This is a genomic window from Nocardiopsis moroccensis, from assembly GCF_055763695.1.
In genome coordinates, this window is record NZ_CP199747.1 from 3,265,150 (window position 1) to 3,290,199 (window position 25,050).

Here is a 25,050-nt window from a genome sequence, read left to right on the forward strand (position 1 = left end):
TCACGCCCGGGGCCTGCCAAGGCCCCTGCAGGCCCCGGGCCCCAACACCAGAAAGCACCGTTGATGTTGTCCACCCCGACCCAACGCGACCCACTCACCGGCTGGCAGGTCTTGGGCCTGTACTGCGCCATGATCACCGTCCTGTCCGCGCTCACCCTGGCCACCCCCACCGTGACCGCCCACTCCACCAGCCCTTCCGCCGCCCTGCTCTGGACAGGGCCCTGGGCCACCGTCGTCCTGGCATTGGCCTTGCTCGCCTGGTGGATGGCCCGCCGCACCGGTATCGGTCTGCGCGACGGCTACGGGATCGCCCCTCGCTGGGCCTGCTCCCACCGGCAGCTGGTGCGCACCGAACACTCCCTGGACGCCGCCATCACCGCAGGTGTGGCCCTGGCCATCTTCCTGACCGCCTACAGCTTCACCTGGCTGATGGGCCCCGCCCACACCACCGGCGGGTGGCTGCCGCTGGTGCTGTTCACCCAGGCCACCACAGCCGTGATCAGCGAGCTCGTCCTGCTCGGTGTAGTGGCCGCCGCGGCGACCGCCCTGAAGTGGGGCGGGCAGACCTTCGTGCTCGCCTCCATGGCCAGCCGGATCATCATCGCTGAACCCCACTGGCCCGCCCTGGTAGCAGCGGGGGTGAGCGGAGTGGCCCTCGCCGCGCTGTACCTGAACACCCGCAGGTTGACCCCCATCATCATCGCCCACACCAGTACCGCCACCGGCTTCACCCTCATGAACGCCTGGGTTTCCTCCCTGACCTGACCCCTCCGACCTGGAAAGGCCTCCTGGGTTCATGGCACCCGCCACCTACATCTACGAGCAGCGCGCCCGCATCCTCACCGACCCCGGCCGGTATATGTCCACCGCCGATGCCCGCATCCTGACCGGGCACACCCAGCCCACACTCGCCCGGCTGGTCGACGAAGGAAAGCTCATCGCCCGCCGCGTGGGCCGCAAGTCCCTCACCTTCCAGACCGCATCACTCGTCGGCTACTGCCGCAAGCAACACCCGGTCCTGACCCTGTTCGACCTGCTGGCCACCACCAAGGGCGAACCGGTCACTGAAGAGGAGCTGGGCCCCGAACTTGACCGGGCCAGCTCCGGGACCTGGTGGACCCTGGCCCGCCGCGACCACGCACCTCCGGACTGGGCGAGTTGGCAGCACTGGTACCGAGGCGACACCCTCCACTCCCAGACCATGTTGTTCGAGCATCGCCCCGCGTGGGCGCAACAGATCAAGGAACACCGCGCCCGCGGCATCTTGCGCCGCACCTTGTGGCTACCCGCGCAGCCGCTGGGCCGCTACGGGCAGTACTGCCTGGCCCGCTACCAACACGTGACCGCTGCTGGAGGCACGGTCGATGTCCTGCCCGTCTGGAAGCTCCACCACCTGGAGCACCAGCGGATGCTACCCAACCTCGAAGTCACACCCGGCGCTGTCTACCTGCGCCGCTACACCCGGGTGGGCTCACGCAACGGAGCCGTGCGGATCAGCGCCCCCGATCTGGTCACCGCGACCACCGCATTCCTGGGCTGGGCAGCCCGCCAACACTCCACGCCGCTGGCCGACTTCGCCCGCTGGCGCAACCAGGGGGCCGCGTGAACCACCCCCACAACTTCGGTCATGCGCGAGGGCCACACCCGCACCCTGATCCGCCCCCCGCAGGTAGGACGGTGACCAACAAACACGCCAGCGCTCTCACCGGAACCGTGCTCCAGGCCCACACCATCACCGGCGGCCTCCACCTGCACGAACCCCGGCTCCCCGAACCCGCGCCTGTGTCCCGCCAGCTCCCCATGCCGAGATTGTTCATCGACCGCGAGCAGGCGCGTTTCTTCCTCGAACGCGCGTGGGCCAACCGCTACGGTCCTCTCTGGGTCGCAGTGGAAGGGCCTTCCGGGGTCGGCAAAACCGCCCTGGTCACCGACTGGGGACACCACCAGGACCGGTGGCCCCATGGAGCTTTGCACACCGACCTGACCCGCACCAGCATCGACACCGCCCTACGGGGTTGGCTCACCGCCTTGGGCCACACCCACCTGCCCACCGAAGCTGACCAGCTGCGTGCCCGTGGCACACCGCCACCGCCATGCGATGACTATTCGTGGTGGCCGAGCACGCCACCCCCATCACCGGCTCGCGGGTCCAGGCATCGTCCCTGTACGCCAACCTCGCAGACATCGCCCGAGCCCGGAGCGAACACGCAGAGGAGATCGGCCATCTTCGCCGGGCCCAGGCCCTGCTGGACACGGGCCGCCCCATCGCGGCGCAGGTCACCATCCGGTTAGCCCGAGTGGGGGCCGACATGCCCTGATACCACGCACGTGGCATTGGACTACGCAAAGAGGCAGCAAAAGACGATCACACCATCACGCATCAGGAGTTAGCCCACCAAGAAAATTCCTCAAAACAGCTTTAGCCGAGGCTCCCACACATGCCATCGGCCTATTTATCGCGCCCATTTCATTGCCAATAAAACAATTGACCGAGACGGTTTCGCCGACCTGTTTTATGTGCATAATGGGAACCGGCTCGAGCAACGAGCCAACCAAAGGAAAGGAAATCTCATGGTTAATCCGTCCACCGCCAGTGTGGAGCCGGTCCTGGAGCTGGACATCACCATCGTGGAGTCCGGGTCCGCCACCGAGGTCGTTGCCGGAGACACCGACAACGGCTGTGACACCCAGAAGAACGGCGACTGCTGATCTGACGTGGGTGGGGCGCCTTGGTGCTTGCCTGGCCAAGGCGCCCGCCGAGCTGAAATTTGGGATCATCGTGCACACTCAACTCTCCTACCGCCCTCTCCGCATCGGCCTGATGCGGACTTCGCCAAACGGCCCCTTGCCACCGTGGCCTGGGGTGAGCAACCAAGCGGAGTTGGTGCCCTGGATACGCAGGGTTTGGTCCCTTTCGGGCAACGAAACGGCTCTGACCTTGGCCAGTCCAGCGCTCAGCGAACGTGCTCGAATCCTGCTCAACGGCGAGGACCTTTCACCGTCAGAGATCGAGCGCATCGCGATAACGACCGCCCGGTACCTCATTCGAGCCCACCGGCGCGCCACCCCTTTTGGCGCCTTTTCCGGCGTCGGCTCCTTGAACTTCGGCTCCGGCCCCGCAGCGGAGGTCGTGGAACCGGCGTTGGTGTTGGGTACGCACGCGGAATGGACGGCCCGCCTGGTCGCGGAGTTGGAGGCCGACCCTGAGGTGCGGGCTCGGGTGCCGCTGGCAACGAACGACACCTTGATCCACGAGGCCGAGCGCCGGGTGTTGCTGACCGCCCCACCCGGCGCTTCGGCCCACCTGCGGTCCTCAGAAATCGTGGTTCGGCGCACTCCCGTAGTGGATCTGGTCACCGATGAGGCATCCACACGAGCACGTACCGGGGCAGAACTCATCCGTACTCTCGATGAGCGCTTTCCCGAGCACAAAGGGCTTGTCTGGGATGGTCTTCTCTCCCGTCTCATCGAACACGGGGTCCTTGTTTCACAGTTGCGCCCCCACGCCTTGACCACCGACGGTCTCGCTCATGTCCTGAAGACGCTGCACCGGTACGGCCTGGCGGACCTACCGCAGGTAGCCGGGTTGGAACACATCCACGGCGAGCTTCGGGCGGCAGCTCCGGTCGGGTCGATCCGCTCCTTGATGCGGACGGTGAGTGAGGCGGTCGAGCAACCGGTCACAGCGTCCATGCGGGTCGGCCAGGCGCGGCTGCCTGCTGCTGTGGCTGATGAGGCCGCAGCGGCGGCCACGGCACTTTGGCGAGCCTCACCCTCTCTGGGAGGGTCGCTCTGGTCACGCCGTTTCCATGACCGCTTCGTGGCCCGCTACGGCACCCGAACGGTGGTGCCCGTGTCTGAAGTGGTGGACTCCACCCGGGGCCTGGGCAGACCCGTCTTCCCCGATCAGGGCGGTGACCATGGTGAAGCCTTCTCCTCGCGCAACAGGACGCTGCTCGGCTGGGCTCACCACGCAGCGGTGCGAGGCAGCCGGGAGCTCGTGCTGACCGAGTCGATGCTCGATGACCTCACCGCCGACCATCCCGGGACGCTCCCCCCGGCGCCGCACCTGGAGGTGTGTGCCCACGTTCTTGCCTCGGCTCAGCAGGAGCTTGCCCAGGACCGGTACGAGCTGTGGGTCGCGGGGGTGGGTCCCACTGCCATGGCGCTCAGCGGCCGGTTCGTGGACCTGCTCGACCCCGCACACCGCGAAGAGTTGTTGAAGGGCTACGCGAGCCTGCCCACGGCCGTCGACGGCGCACGCTCCGTACAGCTGGCGTTCGCGCCCCGCCATCCGCGCTTGGAGAACGTCACCCGTACCGCCCAACTGCTGCCCGAGGTGTTGAGCGTGGGCGGACACCACCGTGCCGGCGACATCGCCTTGGCGGACCTGGCGGTGACCGCTGACGAGAGCCGGTTGTTCCTGATCTCCCTCTCCCGTGGGTGCGTGGTGGAACCGGTGGTGACCCACGCGGCCTCGCGAACCGCGTGGCCTGCCCTGGCCCGGTTCCTGTGGGAGATCGCCCGCTCGGGCACGGCCGGTGTGGCCCTGTGGTCCTGGGGAGCCTTGGCCTGCGAGTTGCCGTACCTGCCCCGGGTTCGGTACGGGCGCAGCGTGTTGGCTCCGGCCCGCTGGCGCCTGGATGATGGGGCTCTGCCCCCTAAAACCGCGCCCCAGCCAGTGTGGGAGCACGCACTCGACCAGATGCGCGCAACCCAGGGGTGGCCGCGGTGGGTCAACGTCGGAGAACGCGACCGTCTGCTGTGCCTGGATTTGGAGGCCGCGATGGACCGGGCGGTCCTGCGCGATCACCTCAACCGCACCACCACCGGAGTGGTGGTCTACGAAGCCCCCGACCCGGCCGGGTACGGGTGGAACAACGACCACGCTCACGAAATCGTCGTCCCCCTCGCCTGCACCGCACTCCCGGTCCCCGGCCCGGCCTGGGTGGGCTCCTCCCCAGTGCTGCCGGTATTCGAGGACCAGGCCGACCTCCCCGGGCAGGGGGTGCTCACCGTTCACCTGGACGGGGCGCCCGATCACGCCGAGGTGATCCTTACCCACCATCTGCCCGCTCTGGTCAGCGCCCTCGGCGATCCGGCGTGGTGGTTCGTGCGCTACCGCCACCCCGGCCACCACCTTCGGGTGCGCCTGCACCATCCCGACCACGGATCGGCCCTGTCGGTTCTGCACACCTGGGCGCGCGATCTGCACAGGCGTGGGGTGCTCGGGTCTATGTCCTTGCACACCTACCGGCCCGAGACCAGTCGGTATGGAACCGGGGAGGCGATGCGCGCGGCCGAGAAGGTGTTCGCCGCTGACTCCGCCGCCGCCCAGATCCAACTTCTCTTCTTGAAAGCTCATCGGGAGATCGACCCGCGGGCGCTGACCGCCGCGAGCATGGTCCATCTGGCCCGGTCCCTGGCACCGTCCCCTCAGGAGGGGGACCGGTGGCTGCTGGACCTGCCCCGGTCCGGGCCGGCCTTGCCCCGCCAGGCGCTGCGCCAAGCGATCCGGCTCACCTGCCCCGACACCGGTGGATGGGCAGACGTCGAGGGTGGGGAGCAGCTCGTGCGTGCGTGGAAAGAACGGGCCGCCGCGTGTGCCCACTACGCCCACAGCCTGGCGGGCACGGCGCTCTCCCCGGCCCGGGTGCTGGTGTCGTTGCTGCACATGCACCACAACCGCGCCCTGGGCATCAACACCGAGGGCGAAGAGGAGATCACCCGAATGGCTCGAGCTGTGGCGCTGTCCCACCAAGCCAGAAAGAGGGCGCGATGAACCCGGCACCGTTCACCCTGCCCCCCGATATGCGCCGCCGAGCCGCCACTGCTGCCGACCGGCTCACCGCCACCTTGAACTATCCGGAACCGCTGTGCGAGGACCGCAGCCCTACCAGTACCCGCTGGCACGCCCAGTCCCTGTCCAAAGGGGCTGCGGGTATCGCGCTCCTGCACGCCCTGCGGGGTGACACACACCGCACAGGCGCGTGGGTGCGGGCCGCCACAGCAGCAGAACTGGCAGCCGGAGGCAACGCCGGACTCTGGTACGGGGCAGCCTCGGTCGCCTTCGCCCTGCGCCAAGGCGCACCCGGCCTCGGCGCGCGAGCACTGACTCAGTTGGATGCTGGGATCGACCGGCTGATCCGCACCCGCCTGGGCTCGGCCCGCTCCCGCATGGAAAGGGGGCAGCGGCCAGCCCGTAGCGAGTACGACGTGGTCCTTGGCCTGTCGGGGCTCGGTTCCTACCTGCTGCACCGAAACCCTGAAGATCCGCTCCTGGCCGAGGTGCTCGACTACCTGGTGCGCCTGACCCATCCGCTGCCCGAGGCGAACACGGGAACTCATGCCCGGCCGGGATGGTGGACCGATTCGGTCCCCGCGGGCAAGGACCAGGACCTGTTCGCTGGTGGCCACGCCGACCTGGGGGCGGCCCACGGGATCACCGGGCCGCTGGCTCTGCTGGCCTTGGCCCACCGGCGCGGTGTGCTCGTGTCGGGCCATCTTGAGGCGATCGAGCGCATCGTGACCTGGTTGGAGACCCACCGCCAGGAGGGCCCCAACGGTGGCTGGTGGCCCGAACGCCTCACCGACTCCGCACTCGCCAACGGGCAATCGAAACAGGACGGGCCTCGGCGTCCCTCTTGGTGCTACGGCGTCCCGGGGATCTCGCGGTCCCTGCAACTGGCCGCGTTGGTGCTGCAGGACCAGGTTCGCCAGGAGAGGGCCGAGGCCGATCTGGCAGGGTGCCTGTCCGACCCCGGCCAGCTCGCGACGTTGACCGACCCGGGGCTGTGCCACGGCTGGGCCGGAGCCGTGATGACGCTGGGGTGCGCCCTAGGTGATGCCCGCTCCACTGATCTGCGCGCCCCGCTCGTACTCGTGGCTGAACGTTTTCTGCGCGAACTTCCCGGTCCCCAGATCGGCGCGAGTCGGCCGGGGCTGATCGAGGGCCTGGCCGGGGCAGCGGTCACCGCTCACACCCTGGCCCACGACACTGACCCGAGCTGGGCCTCGTGCCTGCTGATCACGTGAGGCTGGAGGAGACGATGATGACCCAGACCCCTCACGAGCAGGTGACCTTGTGGTTCACCGGCCCCCGGCAGGCCGAAACGGTCGGCATCACCCGTCTGGGGCCCGCCATGGCATACGCCCAGGCCCAAGGGTGGTGGTTCGTGCGCAAAGGCCCCTCCTGGAGGGTCCGCTACCGCCTCGCCCCGGGCAGGGTGGAGCAGACCCGGGTCCGGTTGGAACGGCACCTGCGCTCCTGGGAGGACGAAGGGCTCCTCCTGGAATGGGTGCGGGGTGTGTACGAGCCCGAGACACACGCTTTCGGCGGGCCCCCAGGCATGGACGTCGCCCATGAGCTTTTCCACCACGACAGCCTCCACGTGCTGTCGTATCTGCATCGCAACGGCACTGGGCATCGGACGCTGTTGGCCGTTCTTCGGGCGTGTGCACTGCTTCGGGGTGCTGGTCAGGAGTGGCACGAACAAGGGGACGTCTTCGCCCGCCTGGCCGCTCACCGACCCGTGGACCGCGACCCCACCGGGACCGAAGTGGACCAGCTCGATCACCTGCTCCGTGCCCGGCTCCCGCACCCGAAGATGGCCCCGGTGTGGACCCAGGCCTTCCAGCACGCCGGGCACAACCTCGCCCACCTGGCGGATACCGGACAGCTCACCCGAGGAGTGCGGGCCACCCTGGCCCATCATCTGCTGTTCGCGTTCAACCGAGCCGGGATACCCGCCACCGAACAGGGCCTGATCGCCCGTGCCGCCGCTGCTGCGATTTTCCACCGCGCCCCGGTGGCACACCCGACCAAAGCCGCCACCGTCCGAAGCAGCATCACTACTGTGAGCAGGGTGAACACCATCAACAACCTTGAAGCCGAACCCACACGCCGCCTGCGCCAAGAGCTGGTGGACTCCATCCGAGGCCGCGATACCTTCCGTACCCCCGCCGTCGAGGCGGCCTTCAGTACGGTGCCGCGCCACCTCTTCCTGCCCGAGGTGGACATCGAGACCGCTTACGCGCCCCGGGTGGTCGTCACCAAGCGTGACGCTGACGGAGAAGCCATCTCCTCGGCTTCGCAACCCAACCTGGTCGCTGGCATGTTGGAGCAGCTCCAGGCCGCCGAAGGCCACCGGGTGCTGGAGATCGGCGCGGCCACCGGTTTCAACGCCGCTCTCCTCAATGAGATCGTCGGCCCCACCGGGCAGGTGAGCACGATCGAGATCGACGCCGACCTCGCTGACGGGGCCCGCCACCACCTGCACACGGCCGGATACGACCGGGTGGAGGTGATCTGCGGCGACGGAGCCCTGGGACACCCGCCCAACGCCCCCTACGAGCGCATCATCGTCACCGCGGGGGCCTGGACCATCCCCACCGCCTGGTGGGACCAGCTCGCCCCCGAAGGGCGCCTGGTCGTCCCGGTCCGCCTGCACGGAAGCGGCCTGACCCGAAGCCTGCCCTTCGAGCGCACCGGCCCCCATACCCTCGTCGCCACCTCCGCGCTCACCTGTGGTTTCGTCCCCATGCGCGGCTCCTCCGACGCACCCGTGCGCCCCATCCCTTTGGGTGAAGGCGCGGTCCTGAAAGTGGCGGCCGAAGACCAGGTGGACGAGCAGGCGCTCAGCACCGCCCTGGACCACCCCGCGCACACGGTATGGACCCAAGTCACCTTCCGAACCTTCGAACAGATCGTGGACCACCTGGACCTGTGGCTGGCCACCCACGATCACCACTTCGGCCGGCTATCCGTCACCAAGCAGACCCGAGCCGCAGGGGTCTGTCCCACTCCGCGCTGGGCGGGGGCCAGCCTGCACGACGGCGCGGGCAGCATCGCCTACCTGATCCTGCGCGATGTCGACGGTGCTGGCGCCGAAACCGAAGAACTCGGCGTCACCGCCCACGGCCCCGACCGGGTGGCCCTGGCTGACCACCTCACCGACCTAGTACGGCAGTGGGCCAAGACCATGCCCGCCTACCCCACCATCACCGCACACCCCGCCTCCACCCCCCAAGGCGAGCTGTCCGAGGGGATGCGGGTGCTCAAGCCCGACACCACCTTCACCATCGCCTGGTGAACCACCGCACCTGATTCTCGGCGCGTCGGGCGACTGTTGAAAGGACCACGAGTTGACCCCCCACCTTCTTGATCAAGTCGCCCGGCGCCTACCCCTGGTGCCGCGCACCAAAGCGGCCTGCCCACCACTGGGCAAACGCCTCACCCAGATCCGCGCCCGCTCAGGATCACCGGACACCGCGGCTGCCGCCCTGAACCTGGCCGCCCTGACCGCGAGCGACTGCGGCATGCCCGACCTGGCACGTGAGCTGTGTGTGCGCCAGGCCCGCGTGTTCCTCTCCCGTCCACGCGGCTACGACGTACCCACCGCCAAGCTCGCGCTCCAACCCCTCATCAACCTCGCCCGGATACGCACCCGAGACGGGGCCGGAGACCAGGCCTATGCGATGTTCGAGGCGCTGTACCGGGCAGCTCAAACCCGCACCGTGGCGACCATCGACGGTGTGGAGATCGACTTCGCACACCTGACAGAGAACCACCAGGCGGGGGATCAGATCCATCGGTGGCTGGGGACCGTCATGCTCAGCGACGGCACACGGGCACTCGCCTCCACAGGAGACTGGGCAAAGGCCCTGGCGCATGTTCAGCAGCACTCCGACATCGGAGCCAGGATGCTTGAAGGCCGCCAAATCGCCATCCTCGCCCACAGCACCAACGAAGACCACGACCAAGCCTTAGCAGTAGCTGAGGCCGCCCGCACGGAAGAGCCGTGGGAGGAAGCGGTCGCGTCCATGCTGGTAGTGCTCTGCCTTCTCAAGGCAGAACGCGAAGCTGATCGCGCTTCACTCGACATGGTCGACAGCGTTTCGCGTGTCCAGCCCTCAGATGGAGCGGGGTTGTTTCACACCCGTCTGGGGTTGTGCGCCGCTGACTTGGCAGTTGGTGCCGACCAGCGGGCCACCGCTCTCAGGGCAGTGCTCAGAGAGGCAGGGGAGGTCCAAGACGCACACGTGGCTCGTGAGCTGCTGACCCACGACCTCTGTGACCGCTCCTTGACAGCGAGACAGAAGGACCGCCTGGAGACCCTCGCGCGATCCTCATCTCTCGGCGCGGGCGCCCTGCCTCAAGCCGAAGGCGCTGCGCTGGAAGAGGCCGTTCGAGAGAGCGTTTTCAACCTTCGCTGGCTGGTCGTATGAAACCGGAGGAGAGGCCGCAGCAATCAGGGGGCGGTTGTTCCGCGAGACGGGCTTCGACAAACTCCGTGAGCGCTGCTACCGGCACGAAGCGCGAGCTGCCGACCTTGTACGAGCGCAGCTGCCCGGACCCCACGAGCTTCCAGGCAAGGGCCTCGCTAAGGGCCAAGGCCTCGGCGGCCTCGGGAACCTTATAGGCCACGCGAGGAATCAAGCCAGGTTCGAGCATCACGTTGCCCTCCTCTGGGCAGCTTTGCGACGGCGGGCCTCCACACCCATCATGGCGAACCGCTGATAGAACGCCCGGCGGGCTGAGATAGCAGCCTTGCGGCGTTCAGCAGGATCGGTCACCTCTGGCGGAACCTCGGCAAGGAACTTCGCTTCAAAGGCTTTGCGGGCTGGCGCCAGCCTCTCGGAACGCACCGGAGTCCGTGCCCAGCTGATATTGGCGGCAAGACGAGCGTACTGCCGACGTTTCTCCGGGTCCGGGTGAGCCATCAGCTCTTCTTCCTGGCTTGTTCAGCGCGGTAGGCGTCCCACCGATTCTTGGCCATGGCCTTGAAATGAGCGCGACGCGCGGACTCGGCAGCCTTCATACGCGCTTCGAGCGACATCGCACCTGTGAGGTCGACCACGGTCTGCCAGCGGGCGATGGAGGCCCGGCGAGCCGGGAGAGTGCGGGCGGACCGATCTTTGGTGTCGGCCCACGACCAGTGGGCCGCGATGGAAGCGATCTGGGATCGGCGCTTGGGGTCAGAGTGAGCCATGAGTCCTCCAAATTCAGTCTCTTTAAAGCTTCCTCCAATGACCTTGAGTAATCATTGCTGGCCAGCACCGGCCATGCCTACCCGCATGGGCCCAGGCTGCTCTACCCTTCCGCCCCGCTCCTGCCGATGGCGCGCGGACTCTTCGTGTGTCCTTGAGGAGGGATACCGTTGGTTAAGTAACCGCCCAGGAGGGCGACGCTCCCCGCGTTCACCCAGTAGGCCGCGCCTGGCGTGAACACACCAGCGTGCCGAAACAGGGTGTTCAGCAGGAACACCACGGCCTTCGGGCCCCACCCCATTGACGAGCAAGGACACCCCCGACAGATGGCAGTGACACCACAGGAGATCGAGAGCCGGTTGTGGGACGCCGCCGACGAGCTGCGCGTGGCGATGCCCGAAGCGCAGTACTCCTCGGTCGTCTTCCCGCTGATGTTCTGGAAGTACCTGTCGGACACCTGGGAGCACCACCACCAGGAGTTCCTGAACGATAACGCCGAGGTCTTGAGCACTCTCTCCGCTGATGAGGCCCAGGAGATCGAGTACCGGGACTATCAGTCGTTCGAGATCCCGTTCATCCACGCTGGCACCGTTCGGGAGCGCCGCGCTTCTTGGTCGTCCATCCTGGCCACCATCACCCAGCCCGGACTCGGCCAGAGAGTCCGTGACTCTCTTCAGGCCATCGAGAGGGCCAACCCTGACAAATTCTCCCGTCTGTTCGGGTCCATGACCTGGACTTCCGAAGAGGTGCTATCGGGGGAAGTGTTGGCGGCGCTCTTGCAGGCGATGGACCGCACCCCGAAGATGCACGAGGGCAACATGTCTCACGACGTGCTCGGTGGGGCGTACGAGTATCTGCTGAAGCGGTTCTCCGATGGATCAGGAACCCGCGCGGGCCAGTTCTTCACTCCACGCGAGGTCGTTGAACTGATCGTCGAGATCCTGGACCCCAGGAGCCACGAATCTGTGTACGACCCCACCTGTGGCTCAGGCGGCATGCTCATCGCTTCCGCAAACCTCCTAAAAGCGCACGGCGGCCGCGGATACACCCTCAGCCTTCACGGACAGGAAGCCGTCCCGGACACCGCTGGCGTGGCCCGCATGAACCTCTTCATGCACAATCTCACCCAGTTCCAGGTCGAGGTCGGCGACACCTTGAGGGACCCGCGCTTCAAAAAGCCGGATGGGTCCATGGCTCAGTTCGACGTGATCCTCGCCAACCCGCCCTACAGCCTGAAGTGGAAACCCTGGACGAAGGACCCGCGCGCCATCGGCGGAGTCGCCCCGCAGTCTTCGGCAGATTGGGCATTTGTCCAGCACATGATCGCCAGTATGGACCCGCAGAAGGGTCGTGCTGGTGTTGTCCTGCCCCACGGTGTGCTCTTTCGCGGCGGCCAAGAAGCAGCCATCCGCCAGCGCATCCTAGACCTTGACCTCTTGGAAGCCATCATCGGGCTGCCAGCGAACCTCTTCTACAGCACCGCCATCCCCACAGCGATCCTGGTGTTCCGAGCACCTGGCACCAAGGCTCCGGAGCGCCAAGACGGCGTGCTGTTTGTCGACGCCTCCAAGCGGTTCACCAAGTCCAAGAACCGCAACGTCCTCACTGAGACCGACATCGCCGGCATTGTGACCGCCTACCACTCGAAAATCAACGCCGAAGGCAATCCGATTGATACCGACGGCAACGACGGATTTGCGGCTCGGTTCGCCCCCATGACGGAGATCGTGGCGAACGGGTACGACCTCAACATCGGACGTTACGTCAAGCGAGCCGCCGTCGAACAGGAAGACCTCGGAATCCTAATCGAGGCCTATAACATTGCCCGAGCTGAACGCCAGAAGTTCGAGCAGCGCATGCTCTCCGTACTCGCTAATTCCGGGATCGAGGACTTCGATGAGTGAATGGCGACAGGTTCCACTGTCAGAGGTGGCCACACGGGTCACCAGGAAGAACGTGGGCGGGACCAATGAGAATGTCCTGACCGTCTCCGCTGAACACGGCCTGGTAGCGCAGGAGTCGTTCTTCACTAAGAAGGTCGCCAGCAAGGACACCTCAAGCTATTACGTCGTCGCACCTGGGCAGTTCGTCTACAACAAGAGCACTTCGAAATCTGCCGCATACGGCACAGTGGCCCGCAACCTCAACGACGAGCCGGGGATCGTCTCACCGCTGTACTTCGTGTTCGAGGCTACAGATGGGGCAGCGCTTCCCGAATATCTAGAGTTGGCCCTAAACTCGGACCAGTTCTTCGGATCGCTTGCTGGCATGCTCCGCGAGGGGGCACGTTCCCATGGCGCTCTCAACGTTCGACTGAAGGAGTTTTACGCAGCTACAGTCACACTTCCTCCAGAACCGGTGCAAGAGAAGATCGTCGAGCTCATTAGTGCGATCGACAATCAAATCAGCGCTCTCGAAGCCGAGGCCGAGGCGTTGCATGCGGTACTACGACGGCGCCGCTCCGAACTGATGAACGGCAAAGACACAGCGGTGGTCCGTGCTGATGAGGCGTTTGAGATCACGATGGGGCGGCAGCGGGCTCCGAAGTACGCCACAGGACCCTACATGACACCGTACCTGCGATCTGCGAATGTGGGATACGGAACGCTCGATCTGACCGACGTATTGGAGATGAACTTCGAACCGAAGGAACGCGAGGTGTTTGGTCTCGTGCCCGGTGATGTACTCGTTTCCGAAGGTAGTGCCAGCCACTCCGCAGTCGGAATGCCAGTGAAATGGCGTGGAGAGCTTCCGGAACCGATCTGCTTCCAGAAGACACTGATGCGGTATCGGGCTATTAAAGGAATTAGCACTCCGGATTTCTTGAACCACTGGTGCCTGTGGGCCTATGAGTCGGGCACATTCCTCGATATCGCAGGAGGCACCAATATCAAACACATCACCGCAATGCGTGCAGTTCGTATGCCTGTGCGACTTCCAGACGTCGCATATCAGGAGCAGATCGCTGCGGAACTCGACGCAATCAGCGAGACCGTAACTGCGATACGGTCTGAGTCTTCCCGGCTCCGTCAAGCTCGGACCGGACTGCTGTCGGGTCTACTTGAACGCCAAATCAACATCAAAACCGCCAAGTTGGAGGTTTGATCTGTGGCGAAGGGCATTCAGGAACGTGAGTTCCAAAATCTGATGATCCAGTGGTCTCTCCCCATGGGCTGGGAGTTCACCGCGGGCAGATCATTAGCCCGTGAGACCACGCAAACAGTGGTCTCCGGCCCTCTTCGGGAAGCCATCATCCGACTCAACCCCGGGGTGATCGCCGGGTTTGATGTGGACGCCGTGGTCGGGGAGATCGTCGCTACGGTCAACGCCGTCGAAGACGGCTTGGTGCGGGCCAACGAGCAGGTGCTGCGTCTGCTGCGTGGGCATAAGGAGTTCCGAGATTCCGAGGGTGTGTGGCATGCCCTGAAGGTCATCGACTTCGAGCACCCGACCGCGAACGCACTCGTCGCCTCGGACGAGGTGTCCATCTCCGTTCCCGGCAGACCCTCCCGTCGGTTCGACCTCGTGTACTGGGTCAACGGTTTGCCCCTGGTCGTGGTCGAGGTGAAGTCCCCAACCGCGAAGTCTGCGTGGGCCGACGCCGCACGTGAGATCAACAATGTGTACGCCACCGAGTATCCCTGGTTCTTCACCCCCAATGTCTTCGCTATCGCCTCGGACGGGCTGAAGCTGCGGTTCGGTGCCGCTGGTGCCCCCACGAACCTGTGGCAGCCCTTCCGCTCCACTGCCGACGACGAGAACCTGTCCGGTCAGGCCGACGTGCAACGCTCGGTCGAGCTGTTGCTCGATCCGGCCACGATCCTGGACATGCTCGCTAACTTCGCTCTCTTCGACACCTCCGGCGGCGGGGTAGACAAAAAGTACCTGCCCCGCTACCCGCAGTTGGAAGCCGCCCACCTGATTCACGAGCGGGTCCTTGCTGGTGGCCGGAAAGGGTTGATCTGGCACCACCAAGGCAGCGGGAAGACGCTGCTGATGGTGTTCGCCGCCTCGCTTTTGTTAGCCGATGCCCGCACTGACTCGCCCACGATCATCCTGCTCTCGGACCGGCTCCAGCTCGTCCGGCAGACCTCCGGGGTGTTCACCTCAGCGATGGGGGACGCCTACTTCCGCCAGCCCTCCACCGGTCGAGAGTTGCGTTCGCTGCTGTCCGACGACGTGCGCGGCGTCATCTCCACCACCGTCCACAAGTTCGCCGACGCTGGCAAGAATCTGTCGAGGCGGGACAACATCATCGTGTTGGTGGACGAGGCCCACCGCACTCAGTCCACCCGGGACGCGTCCCTGGCTGGGCGGATGCGCGCGGCGTTGCCGAACGCGAAGTTCTTCGGCATGACCGGCAGTCCCATCAGGAACCTGTCCACCGATACCTTCGCCCTGTTCGGTGACCAGGACGACCCGGGCCGGGTGCTGCACCGTTACTCGGTGTCCCGGTCTTTGTTGGACGAGGCGACCGTCCCGGTCATGCTGGATCCACACTCGGTCCTGTTCGAGATGAACGACCAAACGTTGCAGGCCGAGTTTGACCAGTTCGCCGACGACTTCGACCTCGATGATCCTGACCGTGAGGCCCTGTCCCGCAAGTTTGGGCGCCTGACCTCGGTGTTCGCCAACCCCGACCGTATTCACACGGTTTGTCAGGACATCGTGGACCACTACTTGGCCGGCGCCTACCGCAACGGCCTCAAGGCCCAGGTGGTCGCTTACAACCGTGAGATGGCCGTGGCGTACACGGACAAGATCAACGAGCTGCTGGCCGGTTTCGAGGCCTCTCAGGTACTCGCTGAGGTCGGCAAGCATGAGCGGATCAGCGCTGAGGTGAACATCTCCGTCTCCGACTCCAAGGGCGAAGATCCCGCGATGCGGAAGTTCCAGCTCTCAGAGGCCGAGGAAGAGGAGCAGAAGCGACGCTTCCTCACCCCGGACGACCCGCTGTGCTTCCTGGTGGTGACCGCCAAGCTGATGACGGGGTTCGACGCTCCCAACGAGGGTGTCCTGTACCTGGACAAGCCGCTGAAGGCCCACAACCTGTTCCAGACCATCACCCGACCCAACCGCACCTGGGTCTCCCCGACTGGGTATGTGAAGACCTCCGGCGTGGTCGTGGACTACATCGGCCTGGCTGAAGAGGTCCAGCGAGCCGTCGTTGATCCCACCGCGGACAGCGGCAGTAAGGGAGGTGGGTTCGTCACCGACCTGTCCGAACTGGTTTCCGAGTTCCGCACCACCTTCGCCCGCATCGAAGACCTCCTCGCGGACGTAGACGGCCTGGACCTCACGGTCCACGGATATGAGTCCGTGCGCGCCATCAACACCTTCCTGGACGCCAACCCAGGCGCCGCTGAGGTGTTCAGCAAGGACTACCGGCTCCTGGGCCGCTTGTATCCGCTCATCAGCACCGACAAGCGCATCGCCAAGTATCGGGACAGCTTCGGGCTGTTCGGGTCGGTGTACACGACTCTCTTCAAGAAGTCCTCAGACGAGGAGAGGAAGGAGCGGCTAGGCGAGTTGGGGCCGATGGTCTTGGAGATCATCAACGCCCACGTCCACTCCTTCTCTGTGGCCGCCTCCCAAGAGGAGTCCCTCGTCCTGGACGCCCAAGGCATCGCCATCCTGAAGGAGTTGCTGACCCTCGTCCGCCCCAAACCCGGCAAGGACGATGGCGAGAGTGACTCGCCGCCGTCCGCGGCGGAGATCCTGGACCGCATCAAGGCTGCCCTCGACAAGGGCGTCGAACCAGGATCGGCGAAGTACACCGCCCTGGCGGAGCGGATCAGGCTGTTGCGGGAGCGGATCATCCAGAACTCCCAGGACGCGTTGGCGTTCTTGTCCGAAGCGCTTCGTGTCGCTAAGGCCGTCGTGGATGCCGAGAAGCACCCCAACGAAGCTGTCGTCGTCCTGGACGATGACCACGTGGGTGTGTTGTCACGGATCATCCACGACCACGCGCCGTCCGGCCTCACCGTCACCGAACGGAACCTGGCCGAGGAGATCGACAAAGTCGTCACCCGCACCCTGAGCCAGTCATGGGACAACGCTGACGAGCGTAACCGAGGCGTCCGTCGCGCCACCGCCGCGGTCTTCCGCAAGTACGCCTTGAAGCCCGTGGGCGAACCTTACGACTCCACCGTCGCCTACATCGAAGCCCACTACCTCGTCGACTGACCAACGCCCAAAGGCCGGGCAACCCTTGGTGGTTGCCGGGTTCGTTGTGCTACTTGGGCCCTGGCCGACCGTCTAAGCCACACTCACAGGGCGCTTACTCGTTGCCTCCAGAGGCCAACAGGATTGGCCGAATCTGGCCAAATTTTCGAATTTTCCTGCACAGGTGCCTCTCAGAAGGGAACACTGTCAGCCTGTAGTACCTGGGTTGGGATGGAGGTGCACCTTGGGACACATACCATCCCCACGTCCATCGGTGCCCGAGGACGCGCGTTACGGTGGGACCATGGACGCTCTCACAGCACTTGAGGTGAAGATCCGCCCAGGCCAGGAGCGACCTGAGGTGTCTCGCTTCCTTGGCGTGTTCCAACAACTACAAGGAGCGCTCCGGGAGATCGATCGCGCTTACCAGCTGCGCGGTAGCCGCCCTACATGGAGGTTCAGCAGCTTCGACATGGACAGACGGGGGTCCTTCGTCGCTCGCATCGTCCCCTCTGGGCAAACCCAGAAGCGTCCTGCACATGACTTACTGGTCCCTGTTCAAGCTCTTGTCGATGGTGTAGCTGAGCTGAACGAACGGGCAGAGGTCCCAAGGCTGTACTGGGATAAGACCGTAAGCAGAATCGCCCAAGCCGGTGCGCCTGGCAGAGGGGTGCAAGAGGTTTCAGTAGCTACGGTGAACGGCAAGGCAGGACCGCATTTTCCAATGTCGGAACCCGTGCGCCGGAACGCCGAGCGGGCAGTCCAGGGCCGGATGGTATCGCTAGGATCAGTGTCAGGGTTCCTCGAAGCCATCAATGCCCATCCAGTGAAGCGCAAAGGGTTGTTCGAGATCGGCATATTGGATCCGGTCACACGGCATGTGGTGCGAGGACTAATCCCTGAAATAATGGAGCACCGGTTGCGGGACTTGTGGCGCGAGCGCATTTTGGCTGGTGGCCGGGTCACACACAACGATCAGGGACAGGCACTCCAGATCGTTGTGGATGAGCTGGAGTTCATGCCTTCAGATGATCGCAATCGCCCGAGGGCCGATGAGCTGCTCGGCATCGCGCCAGATTGGATAGGTGGACAAAACGTCGATGAATTCTTGGCGGAGGTTCGGAGTGACTAACGCCTCTCTCGTTTACATCGACACCAACGTCTACATCGACCTGCTGACGCGAAATGAAGATCTTCATCCGGAGACCCAGGATCCTCGATGGAAAATTGCCAAAAAGCTATTCGATGCTGCCTCAGAAAATAAATTCAGGATCGCCACCTCAGCTTTGACTGAAGCTGAGGTAATTGCCAACGGCGATATTCGCCAACGGGCAACACGCTCAGAGAAAGCCCGAAAATTACTGGGCGATTGGTTCAAGGCCCCAGGTACCTCATGGATTGATATTGACCGCTTCGTTGTACGCATCGCTGACCAGATCGTTGATGAATGCCGCGAAAGAAGACACAGCCGAGACAAAAAATTTCCCACAGCTGACGCCCTGCACATGGCTGCGGCAATACGACTAAAATGCGACTATCTGATGACCTACGATAGCGGCTTCCCGATTGGCCATAAAATCCAGGGTGTATCGGTTATATTTCCCCAAGTAGTATGGCAGGAAGAGCTGTTCGATTAACTCCAATCAAAAAGGGTTATTGAACTGTGGAACTGAACGAAGAAGTAGCACGCAGGTTTGTTACCGACGTGGTCGGTGGCAGCCACCCTTTGTCCGGAGTAACAGCGGCATCTCCTGCAGCGGAATCCTTTCTACCCGAGGTTCAAAATGCCATCCGTGCTGCTACTCAATCGGCTGATTCAGCAATCGCAGTGGCAAAGCTCATAAATCGACTACTGAAAAAATCGGATGGAAAATCGAACCAAGGCCTGTGGGTGCCCGCAGCAGTTGACTCCTTGCGCTCTTCCCTGCTCTTCGCTTCTGCCGGACTTGATACATCCCTAAAGCGCCTTGTCAAGCACGCACTACCCATGCTGGCCTCCAAAGACGAGAAAGTGAATACCCAGTTCCAAAAATGGGCAGAGAGACAAGTTGGCCACGCTGATACTGGCGCCGTTCAGGCAAAAGAGTTGGTGCAGATTCTCTTGACTTCTGGTGTCAGCCCACGCGATTCTTTGCTTTCAAACTGGATCTACACTCTCACCGATGGCAGTGCACAATCCGCAGATCGAGTATCAGAGCTATCCCAAGCCCTAGGCGTAATTGACCCGCCAATCAGAAAAAGGGTTTCCCCAAACAAAACAACTACTGCACTACAAGAAGCATTCAAAGCCCGCAATGAAATATCACACGAATTGGATCTAACCGATCCGGAAGCAGAAACTCGGAAGCCCCTAGAAAAGATTCGCCGATATCGATCAGAAACTGATGTTCGCGGCTGGTGCAAAGAGATCCTAGACGTGACACAGCTTATTACTAATGATGTTGCCACACGACTCGCCCATTAGTTTAACCCATCGAGGATCCTTAAATTGAAACACCCGATGACCCTGTCTGGAAACTCCGGGCATCTCAACTTCGGACAGCTTTGGTGTATCGGGTGCTGCTAGAAATCATAGTCGTTAGGCCCACCGCTGCCCAGTCGGCACAAGACAGTTCTAGAGCAGCCGGGCGCGAGCAGAAGCTGCACCTCCCACTTTCCGCCTGATTGGATTCTCTTTAACAGCACCGACTCAGCGGCCGCACACACTCGCTTCCAAGAGTCCACCGTGATGATTACTAAACGCACCCTCGCTTTCCTGAGCAGCAGCGAACGGGTGTTGAGCGCAACAGAGATGTCAGTGCTTGAATGCATCAGGCGGGCTTTCTGACACCAGCCCCGCGCCGCCTTCCACAGGATTTGGGCGCCACCGTTCAGGCAGTACGACCACTCCCGGATTCCCACGACTGATCGCTCCAAGCAGGCCTTTGGGGCATGCACCTGAGGTCTCGTTGAAGTCCACCTTTCCGTCAGTGAACTGAGCACCGGAGAAAGACACCTCTCCGCCGGAGAACTTAGCCCCATCGAGGTGCCCGGCCCTGTTGAAGTTCACCGTCCCCCCAGTGAAACCAGCATTGTTGAAGTTCACCGTCCCGCCGGAGAATCGGGACTCGATGAAATTCACCATTCCTCCAGAGAATCGGGACTCGATGAATTTCACAATTGCCCCAGAGAACCGGGCCCCGAAGAAGTTCATCATTCCACCGGTGAGCTCAATTCTATTGAAGTTCACCATCCCGCCGGAGAACCGCGACTCGATGAAATTCACCATTCCTCCAGAGAACCAGGCCCCATTAAAATCCACCGTCCCGCCGGTGAAATCAGCCCTGTGAAAGTTCACCGTCCCGCCGGAGAACCGGGCCCAGGTGAAGTCCACCGTTCCGCCAGCGAACCGTGCTCCATTGAAGTCCACTGTCCCACCAGTGAAATCAGCCCTGTGGAAGTCGCCACCGTCGAAGACGACGCCGGTGAAGTCGTAGTCCTTGCCGCGCCAGCGAGTGGGCTCGCGTAGGTGATTGCCGATGATGCGGACGATCGTGTGGCGCACCTGTTGGAGCGACTCGAATTCGAGCACCTGCCTGCGGTACTCCTCTTGAGCGGCCTGTTGTTCCTCGCTCTGGGCACCGTCGTTTGAGGTCCTGCGGATCTGGCCGAGGTCAACTGCTGTGGCCGATAGTGCCGCTGACGGGCCGGGCCGAGGTTGCTTCGGGCCAGAGGGATCGTCAGGGCGGGGTGTGTAGGGCATACTCAGGTATGCACACAGCACGTTGATGACCATCTGTACCAGGTACTCGCGCCCTTCAGGAGCTTCGTCGGCCAGGCGCGCCAGGGCATGGATTCCAGCCAGGCGCACCGCAGCATGTTCGCTGCCAAGTTTGTCGCTGGCGCTGTCGAAGGTGTCGGTGAACAGCTTCGAGACCTCGCGTTCTTCCCCCTTCTCAGTGGTGCGTTGGCGTCGGTAGCCAATCACGAGCAGGGCCACACCGCCCAAGCCAGCCACGATAGCGAAGGCGCGCGTGGCGATCGCGTCCAGGTTCTGGGGGGTGAGTTCCCCGGGCAGCTTCCATTGGGGGGCGCCGAGCACCAGCCACGCTAGGACGGTCATGGCCGCGACCGCGCCCGTGGCCAGCCCCCATGCGGCCAAGATCAGCCAGCCCAACCTCATCGGTGCGGTGCGCTCCCAGTTCACCCCCACCACACCAGCGGCTAGAACCAGAGCGCATACCCCCACAGCGGCCACACGCCAAGCCTGGCCCGTGGTAAGCCCAAGCAGGTCCCAGACCGTTGTGGCCAGGGGCCACAACGCCACGGCCCCACCAAACCCGCCAACGATAACCGCGGTCCAAGACGCGCCAAAGCGGCGCCGCTCCAGGCGTTCGCTCAGCCAGAGATATCCTCTCTTTACGCGTTCGCGCCAAGAGAAAGACAGTTGCAGGGGTGAGGGGTCGGTGGTCATAATACGACCGTAGTCAGCCACAGGCGGAGTGTGGACACCTGGCCGAACCCGGTCACTCTCTACGTCAGGTCAGGCTGTGCGACACTGACATCTTCACTGCATCGACCACTGTTGCGCACCGGATCAACTGGAGACTCTGTTACGCGCAGAGCTCCACGAAGCCGGGTAGCAAGACTCAGTCCTGAACATCTTCCTTTTTGCCAGGCTGCGACCTCGTCCCCGATCCCGCATCAGCGCTCAAGCCAGGATGCGCGGGCCGCGTCGACCGCGGCCGACCGTGCGGAGGTGCGTTGCTGAACCACCACGCTCAACAACAGATCGAACCCGCTGGCATCGGGCAAGACCACAACCGAACCACCGGCGACCGTCAGTCGTTGCCGCAGCAAGTCTCCCTCGAAGACCTCATCGAGGTCGGAGATCTGCTCCTGTAGAAGGTCGGCCAATCCCCAGGCGAAGGCCGCTGAACGGAGGGGATCCTCATCATCGAAGTCGGGGAAGAGTGTCTGCGAGCGCCCGTGGTCGCGGCAGCTGACCTTGATCACGAGGTCGTATCCGGTTTGGCTCTCCAACACGATGGCGGAGAGGGAGTCTTCCTCGATCTGAGCGATCCGTCCCGGGCACAGGAGTCCGCCCAGGAGCAGGTCGAGGTCCTCTTCATGCTCGGCCAGGAGCTCGAAGATGCCCCAGGCGGTTGAACGCGAATGTGACGGGTCATCGTCGGTGCATGCCCCGGCTTCGTCTGAGCTAGGCCGGGGGCGGATGTCTGCTGTGGTGCGGTGCATCCATTGGTTGGCGTGGTCGGACCAGGGCTCCCACCAGCGATCTGGGTGTAGGGGGGAGGTGAGGAGCCGACCGTTGATCAGCATCGGGGCCAGCAGGTGGGCCGCGTAGTGGGAGCTGTTGAGCATCCCTAGTGCTTGGAGGAGCGGTGCGGGAGTCAGCGCCCGCCGGATCGTCCCCCATGGCCTTGGCTGCTCCAGGTCTCGGGGGTACTGCCGGTAGCCGAGGCCCGAAAGTTCGGAGAGCTCCCTTGGAGGCGGGCTGTTGGTCAGGGCGATGTGCAGGGCTGTGGCTTCAGCGATGTTCTCCGGGGCAGGGAGTTCGCCCTGATGGATCCGCTCCCCCAGTTCATGCGAGGTGGCCAAGAAGCGCCGCAGCCACTGCGGCCGCTCGGCGACCAGCATGAGAGCGGCCTCAGGTAGGTCGTCCAGTACGTCGTCGTCCCAGACACTGGCTTGCTCGAGGTGGAAGCTCTCTCCGTTCAAGGTCAAGACCATGGACAGCAGGTGTGCTTGGGAGGGGGTCAAGGGATCACCGTGGAAGCGGGCGTTGAAGCGAGTTACCCAGGAGTGGACGGGTTGCAGAGCGGCAGCGACCGCCTGGTGGATCTTCTCTCTGTTTGCAGCACCCACGGTGGTGAGGTCGGTTTCGCCTCTTCTCCAGGTCGCCAGGGAAACGCCGGCACGGCGGGCTGCTTCGGCCTGGCTGAGGTTCAGCGCTCGACGCGCGCTCTTGATGCTGTCGGACTCCACCACACGAACCTCCATGAGTACTCAGTGAGCACTCACCATAGACTATGGTGGTAGATGAGACGCGGAGAAAGCAGCAACTTTTATCCATAGACATGCGAGAGAGGGTCCTCAGGAGCGCTGCATGCCAGCGGCTGCGGCTTGCCCAGCACTTCGGACATGGCGGCCGAGACTCAAGACGGTTACGTGCGCTAACGACCGGCCATCTCGCCATCAACCATCGGACTCTGCCGCCTGTTGTGTGCTCCGTTTATGCTCCGCAGTTTTGGACCGGGACCTTCTAATCCGATGGCCGCAGGTTCGAATCCTGCCGGGTGCGCCACAAAATCCCAGGTCAGGCGGGGGAATTCCGCCTGACCTTCGAGGAGCCGCCGCACTGATGGGTCCGGGGTGGGACCAGCCTCGCCTTCACCCTTCGAGCCCGTCCCTGCTGATGCGAACTGCCGGAGTCGCGCAACACCAGCCACACCGTCCGCTCAGCCGCCGACTGCGCCGCCTCCGGCGACACGATGCCGGCCGGATTCAACATCACCTTCGGCGACTTCCAGGTTCACACGTGTGTCGGGAGACGATCCCGACACACACCACAGCCTCGAACACACTCGGCGCGAAACACCACCGCTATGGTTTTCCGGAAGTACATGGTGAAGCTGGCAGGAGATCTGTATGACCGCACAGTCGACTACATCAAGGCTCACTACCTCGTCGATTGACGAACGTGCAGGGCTGCCAGCTCGCTGCTGAAGCACCAGAATGCCGCCCCGGCGCCCCGCCCGTGTGTGTGCCGACTCTCACCTCGATTAGGAGGTGCAACTCCGCGGTGACAATCATGGAGCACCTTTGGTCGTTGGGGATCGGTACTGTCTAGCCATGACGGCAAGACCTTCCATTCCTGCTAATCTGCGTCGTCAGGTCCTCGTTGAATCCGGTCATCGTTGCGCGATCCCGACATGTCGCCAGCATCCAGTGGATATCGACCATATCGACGACTGGTCGAAGGTGCGTGAGCACCGATTCGGGAACCTGATCGCGCTGTGCCCCACGTGCCACCGTCGAAAGACGACAGGCGAGATCGACCGCAAGGCGATACGGCAGTACAAGGAGAACCTGGGTGTGTTGAACGGCCGGTACACCGATCTAGAGATGCAGCTTTTACGGTGGTTCGCCGTGTACCGCACCGGGATGGGGTATCCGACTCTGCCTCTGGGGATGACCTGGGCGATTGGGAACCTGATGCTCGATGGCCTGGTCAGGTTGTCGGAGGATCGGTTTCCGGACCGGCCGTCGCGCGTCCAACGGGCATATGTGCGGGCCCTAAATGCACGGTATGTGGTATTGACTGACGAAGGACGGGACTTCGTCTGCCGCGTAGTGGATGCACGTCCGCTTGACCTCGGTTTCCCACCCCACTTTGCGGAGTAGGACCTTGGGGATGGTGCCAGGTCTCAGGGCCTCCACGAGTCGATGGTGTGAGGGCCGTTCCGGTGAGCCCGGCCTGCTGGAGGATGAGGTACTCCTGCGCACACACGCCTGCGCGGGTGGCGGCGCGAGCGGACTCACCGAGCCCGCTCGTCTGGCCTCCGTGCGAGGCGCACGATATGGCGACGGGGCCTGCGGACACGGATACCCACTCGGGGGCCTCGGTGCCTTTTAATCCGAAAGTTCAGGTAGGTCCAGACCTGCTCACCACCAGTGACCGCGCCCCGGCGAGCCCTTCCGAAGTTACTCCGGACCAGGCAAGCGGCGTTCACCGCCTTACTGCGTGTCCCCAGAATCGAGAGCGATGACCGACCGGTTCACGGGAATGACGGGAAGCGATCCCGGTACACGCCGCAACCACTACCGAACCCAGTACGAGACGCCCTCGGGCGGGCTGCGCCTTCCAGACATGAGCTAACACACCACGCCACGCTT

At 63.8% G+C, this 25,050-nt stretch carries 20 protein-coding genes; 15 read left to right on the forward strand and 5 right to left on the reverse strand.

Annotated features, from left to right (window positions below):
• The first annotated feature begins 63 nt into the window (after positions 1-63).
• The 8 genes from ACUKCB_RS14555 (at position 64) to ACUKCB_RS14590 (ending at position 10,227) form a co-directional block, all read left to right on the forward strand.
• Complete coding sequence (locus ACUKCB_RS14555) at positions 64-765, forward strand: CPBP family glutamic-type intramembrane protease (RefSeq protein WP_473036148.1); 702 nt, start codon at positions 64-66, stop codon at positions 763-765.
• Positions 766-796: 31 nt separating this feature from the next.
• A complete protein-coding gene (locus ACUKCB_RS14560; RefSeq protein WP_473036149.1) occupies positions 797-1,606 on the forward strand; it encodes a DUF6879 family protein in 810 nt (269 codons plus the stop codon).
• A 505-nt stretch (positions 1,607-2,111) separates the two neighbouring features.
• Positions 2,112-2,318, forward strand: a complete 207-nt coding sequence (locus tag ACUKCB_RS14565; protein WP_473036150.1) for a hypothetical protein — start codon at positions 2,112-2,114, stop codon at positions 2,316-2,318.
• A 253-nt stretch (positions 2,319-2,571) separates the two neighbouring features.
• Positions 2,572-2,709, forward strand: coding sequence for a hypothetical protein (locus ACUKCB_RS14570; protein ID WP_473036151.1), 138 nt, complete (start codon positions 2,572-2,574; stop codon positions 2,707-2,709).
• Positions 2,710-2,821: 112 nt separating this feature from the next.
• Positions 2,822-5,782 carry a lantibiotic dehydratase gene (locus tag ACUKCB_RS14575; RefSeq protein ID WP_473036152.1) on the forward strand — a complete coding sequence of 987 codons (2,961 nt, stop codon included), beginning with the start codon at positions 2,822-2,824 and terminating at the stop codon, positions 5,780-5,782.
• Positions 5,779-7,035 carry a lanthionine synthetase C family protein gene (locus ACUKCB_RS14580; protein ID WP_473036153.1) on the forward strand — a complete coding sequence of 419 codons (1,257 nt, stop codon included), beginning with the start codon at positions 5,779-5,781 and terminating at the stop codon, positions 7,033-7,035. Before ACUKCB_RS14575 ends, ACUKCB_RS14580 begins: the two co-directional genes overlap by 4 nt.
• Positions 7,036-7,052: 17 nt before the next feature.
• Positions 7,053-9,092, forward strand: coding sequence for a methyltransferase, FxLD system (fxlM, locus tag ACUKCB_RS14585; protein ID WP_473036154.1), 2,040 nt, complete (start codon positions 7,053-7,055; stop codon positions 9,090-9,092).
• A gap of 97 nt (positions 9,093-9,189) precedes the next feature.
• On the forward strand, positions 9,190-10,227 hold the full coding sequence (locus tag ACUKCB_RS14590) for a hypothetical protein (RefSeq protein ID WP_473036155.1): 1,038 nt from the start codon (positions 9,190-9,192) through the stop codon (positions 10,225-10,227).
• Here the strand turns inward: ACUKCB_RS14590 and ACUKCB_RS14595 are convergent.
• From ACUKCB_RS14595 to ACUKCB_RS14605, 3 genes are read right to left on the reverse strand one after another with little or no spacing between them, the layout of a single operon-like run.
• A complete protein-coding gene (locus ACUKCB_RS14595) occupies positions 10,202-10,453 on the reverse strand; it encodes a helix-turn-helix domain-containing protein (RefSeq protein WP_473041011.1) in 252 nt (83 codons plus the stop codon). The genes ACUKCB_RS14590 and ACUKCB_RS14595 overlap by 26 nt on opposite strands.
• Positions 10,453-10,722 carry a hypothetical protein gene (locus ACUKCB_RS14600; protein WP_473036156.1) on the reverse strand — a complete coding sequence of 90 codons (270 nt, stop codon included), beginning with the start codon at positions 10,720-10,722 and terminating at the stop codon, positions 10,453-10,455. Before ACUKCB_RS14600 ends, ACUKCB_RS14595 begins: the two co-directional genes overlap by 1 nt.
• Positions 10,722-10,991, reverse strand: a complete 270-nt coding sequence (locus ACUKCB_RS14605) for a hypothetical protein (protein ID WP_473036157.1) — start codon at positions 10,989-10,991, stop codon at positions 10,722-10,724. Before ACUKCB_RS14605 ends, ACUKCB_RS14600 begins: the two co-directional genes overlap by 1 nt.
• A 324-nt stretch (positions 10,992-11,315) precedes the next feature.
• Here ACUKCB_RS14605 and ACUKCB_RS14610 point away from each other — a divergent pair, with 324 nt between their 5' ends.
• The 6 genes from ACUKCB_RS14610 (at position 11,316) to ACUKCB_RS14635 (ending at position 19,618) form a co-directional block, all read left to right on the forward strand.
• Positions 11,316-12,893, forward strand: a complete 1,578-nt coding sequence (locus ACUKCB_RS14610; RefSeq protein ID WP_473036159.1) for a type I restriction-modification system subunit M — start codon at positions 11,316-11,318, stop codon at positions 12,891-12,893.
• Entirely contained in the window at positions 12,886-14,094 is a 1,209-nt protein-coding gene (locus tag ACUKCB_RS14615; protein WP_473036160.1) for a restriction endonuclease subunit S, read from the forward strand. The genes ACUKCB_RS14610 and ACUKCB_RS14615 overlap by 8 nt, the downstream gene beginning before the upstream one ends.
• A gap of 3 nt (positions 14,095-14,097) precedes the next feature.
• The gene (locus ACUKCB_RS14620; RefSeq protein WP_473036161.1) at positions 14,098-17,175 is read left to right on the forward strand and encodes a type I restriction endonuclease subunit R; all 3,078 of its coding nucleotides are present in this window, start codon (positions 14,098-14,100) and stop codon (positions 17,173-17,175) included.
• A 673-nt stretch (positions 17,176-17,848) separates the two neighbouring features.
• Positions 17,849-18,286: a hypothetical protein gene (locus tag ACUKCB_RS14625; RefSeq protein WP_473036162.1), complete on the forward strand. Its 438-nt coding sequence runs from the start codon at positions 17,849-17,851 to the stop codon at positions 18,284-18,286.
• Entirely contained in the window at positions 18,279-18,791 is a 513-nt protein-coding gene (locus ACUKCB_RS14630) for a type II toxin-antitoxin system VapC family toxin (RefSeq protein WP_473036163.1), read from the forward strand. The genes ACUKCB_RS14625 and ACUKCB_RS14630 overlap by 8 nt, the downstream gene beginning before the upstream one ends.
• 26 nt (positions 18,792-18,817) lie before the next feature.
• Positions 18,818-19,618, forward strand: coding sequence for a hypothetical protein (locus ACUKCB_RS14635; RefSeq protein WP_473036164.1), 801 nt, complete (start codon positions 18,818-18,820; stop codon positions 19,616-19,618).
• A 330-nt stretch (positions 19,619-19,948) separates the two neighbouring features.
• Here ACUKCB_RS14635 and ACUKCB_RS14640 read toward each other — a convergent pair whose 3' ends face one another.
• A complete protein-coding gene (locus ACUKCB_RS14640) occupies positions 19,949-21,607 on the reverse strand; it encodes a pentapeptide repeat-containing protein (protein WP_473036165.1) in 1,659 nt (552 codons plus the stop codon).
• Between the two features lie 230 nt (positions 21,608-21,837).
• Positions 21,838-23,142, reverse strand: coding sequence for a helix-turn-helix domain-containing protein (locus ACUKCB_RS14645; protein WP_473036166.1), 1,305 nt, complete (start codon positions 23,140-23,142; stop codon positions 21,838-21,840).
• 864 nt (positions 23,143-24,006) lie between these two features.
• On the opposite strand from ACUKCB_RS14645, the gene ACUKCB_RS14650 reads away from it, so the two are divergent.
• Positions 24,007-24,558, forward strand: coding sequence for an HNH endonuclease (locus ACUKCB_RS14650; RefSeq protein ID WP_473036167.1), 552 nt, complete (start codon positions 24,007-24,009; stop codon positions 24,556-24,558).
• The last annotated feature ends 492 nt before the right edge of the window (positions 24,559-25,050 follow it).

What these genes read in the sequence shown, in the direction of transcription:
- ACUKCB_RS14555 (WP_473036148.1), top strand. Translation starts at nt 64, where the DNA reads ATGTTGTCCACCCCGACCCAACGCGACCCACTCACCGGCTGGCAGGTC.
- ACUKCB_RS14560 (WP_473036149.1), top strand. Translation starts at nt 797, where the DNA reads ATGGCACCCGCCACCTACATCTACGAGCAGCGCGCCCGCATCCTCACC.
- ACUKCB_RS14570 (WP_473036151.1), top strand. Translation starts at nt 2,572, where the DNA reads ATGGTTAATCCGTCCACCGCCAGTGTGGAGCCGGTCCTGGAGCTGGAC.
- ACUKCB_RS14575 (WP_473036152.1), top strand. Translation starts at nt 2,822, where the DNA reads ATGCGGACTTCGCCAAACGGCCCCTTGCCACCGTGGCCTGGGGTGAGC.
- ACUKCB_RS14580 (WP_473036153.1), top strand. Translation starts at nt 5,779, where the DNA reads ATGAACCCGGCACCGTTCACCCTGCCCCCCGATATGCGCCGCCGAGCC.
- fxlM (WP_473036154.1), top strand. Translation starts at nt 7,053, where the DNA reads ATGACCCAGACCCCTCACGAGCAGGTGACCTTGTGGTTCACCGGCCCC.
- ACUKCB_RS14595 (WP_473041011.1), bottom strand. Translation starts at nt 10,453, where the DNA reads ATGCTCGAACCTGGCTTGATTCCTCGCGTGGCCTATAAGGTTCCCGAG.
- ACUKCB_RS14600 (WP_473036156.1), bottom strand. Translation starts at nt 10,722, where the DNA reads ATGGCTCACCCGGACCCGGAGAAACGTCGGCAGTACGCTCGTCTTGCC.
- ACUKCB_RS14605 (WP_473036157.1), bottom strand. Translation starts at nt 10,991, where the DNA reads ATGGCTCACTCTGACCCCAAGCGCCGATCCCAGATCGCTTCCATCGCG.
- ACUKCB_RS14610 (WP_473036159.1), top strand. Translation starts at nt 11,316, where the DNA reads ATGGCAGTGACACCACAGGAGATCGAGAGCCGGTTGTGGGACGCCGCC.
- ACUKCB_RS14615 (WP_473036160.1), top strand. Translation starts at nt 12,886, where the DNA reads ATGAGTGAATGGCGACAGGTTCCACTGTCAGAGGTGGCCACACGGGTC.
- ACUKCB_RS14640 (WP_473036165.1), bottom strand. Translation starts at nt 21,607, where the DNA reads ATGACCACCGACCCCTCACCCCTGCAACTGTCTTTCTCTTGGCGCGAA.
- ACUKCB_RS14650 (WP_473036167.1), top strand. Translation starts at nt 24,007, where the DNA reads ATGACGGCAAGACCTTCCATTCCTGCTAATCTGCGTCGTCAGGTCCTC.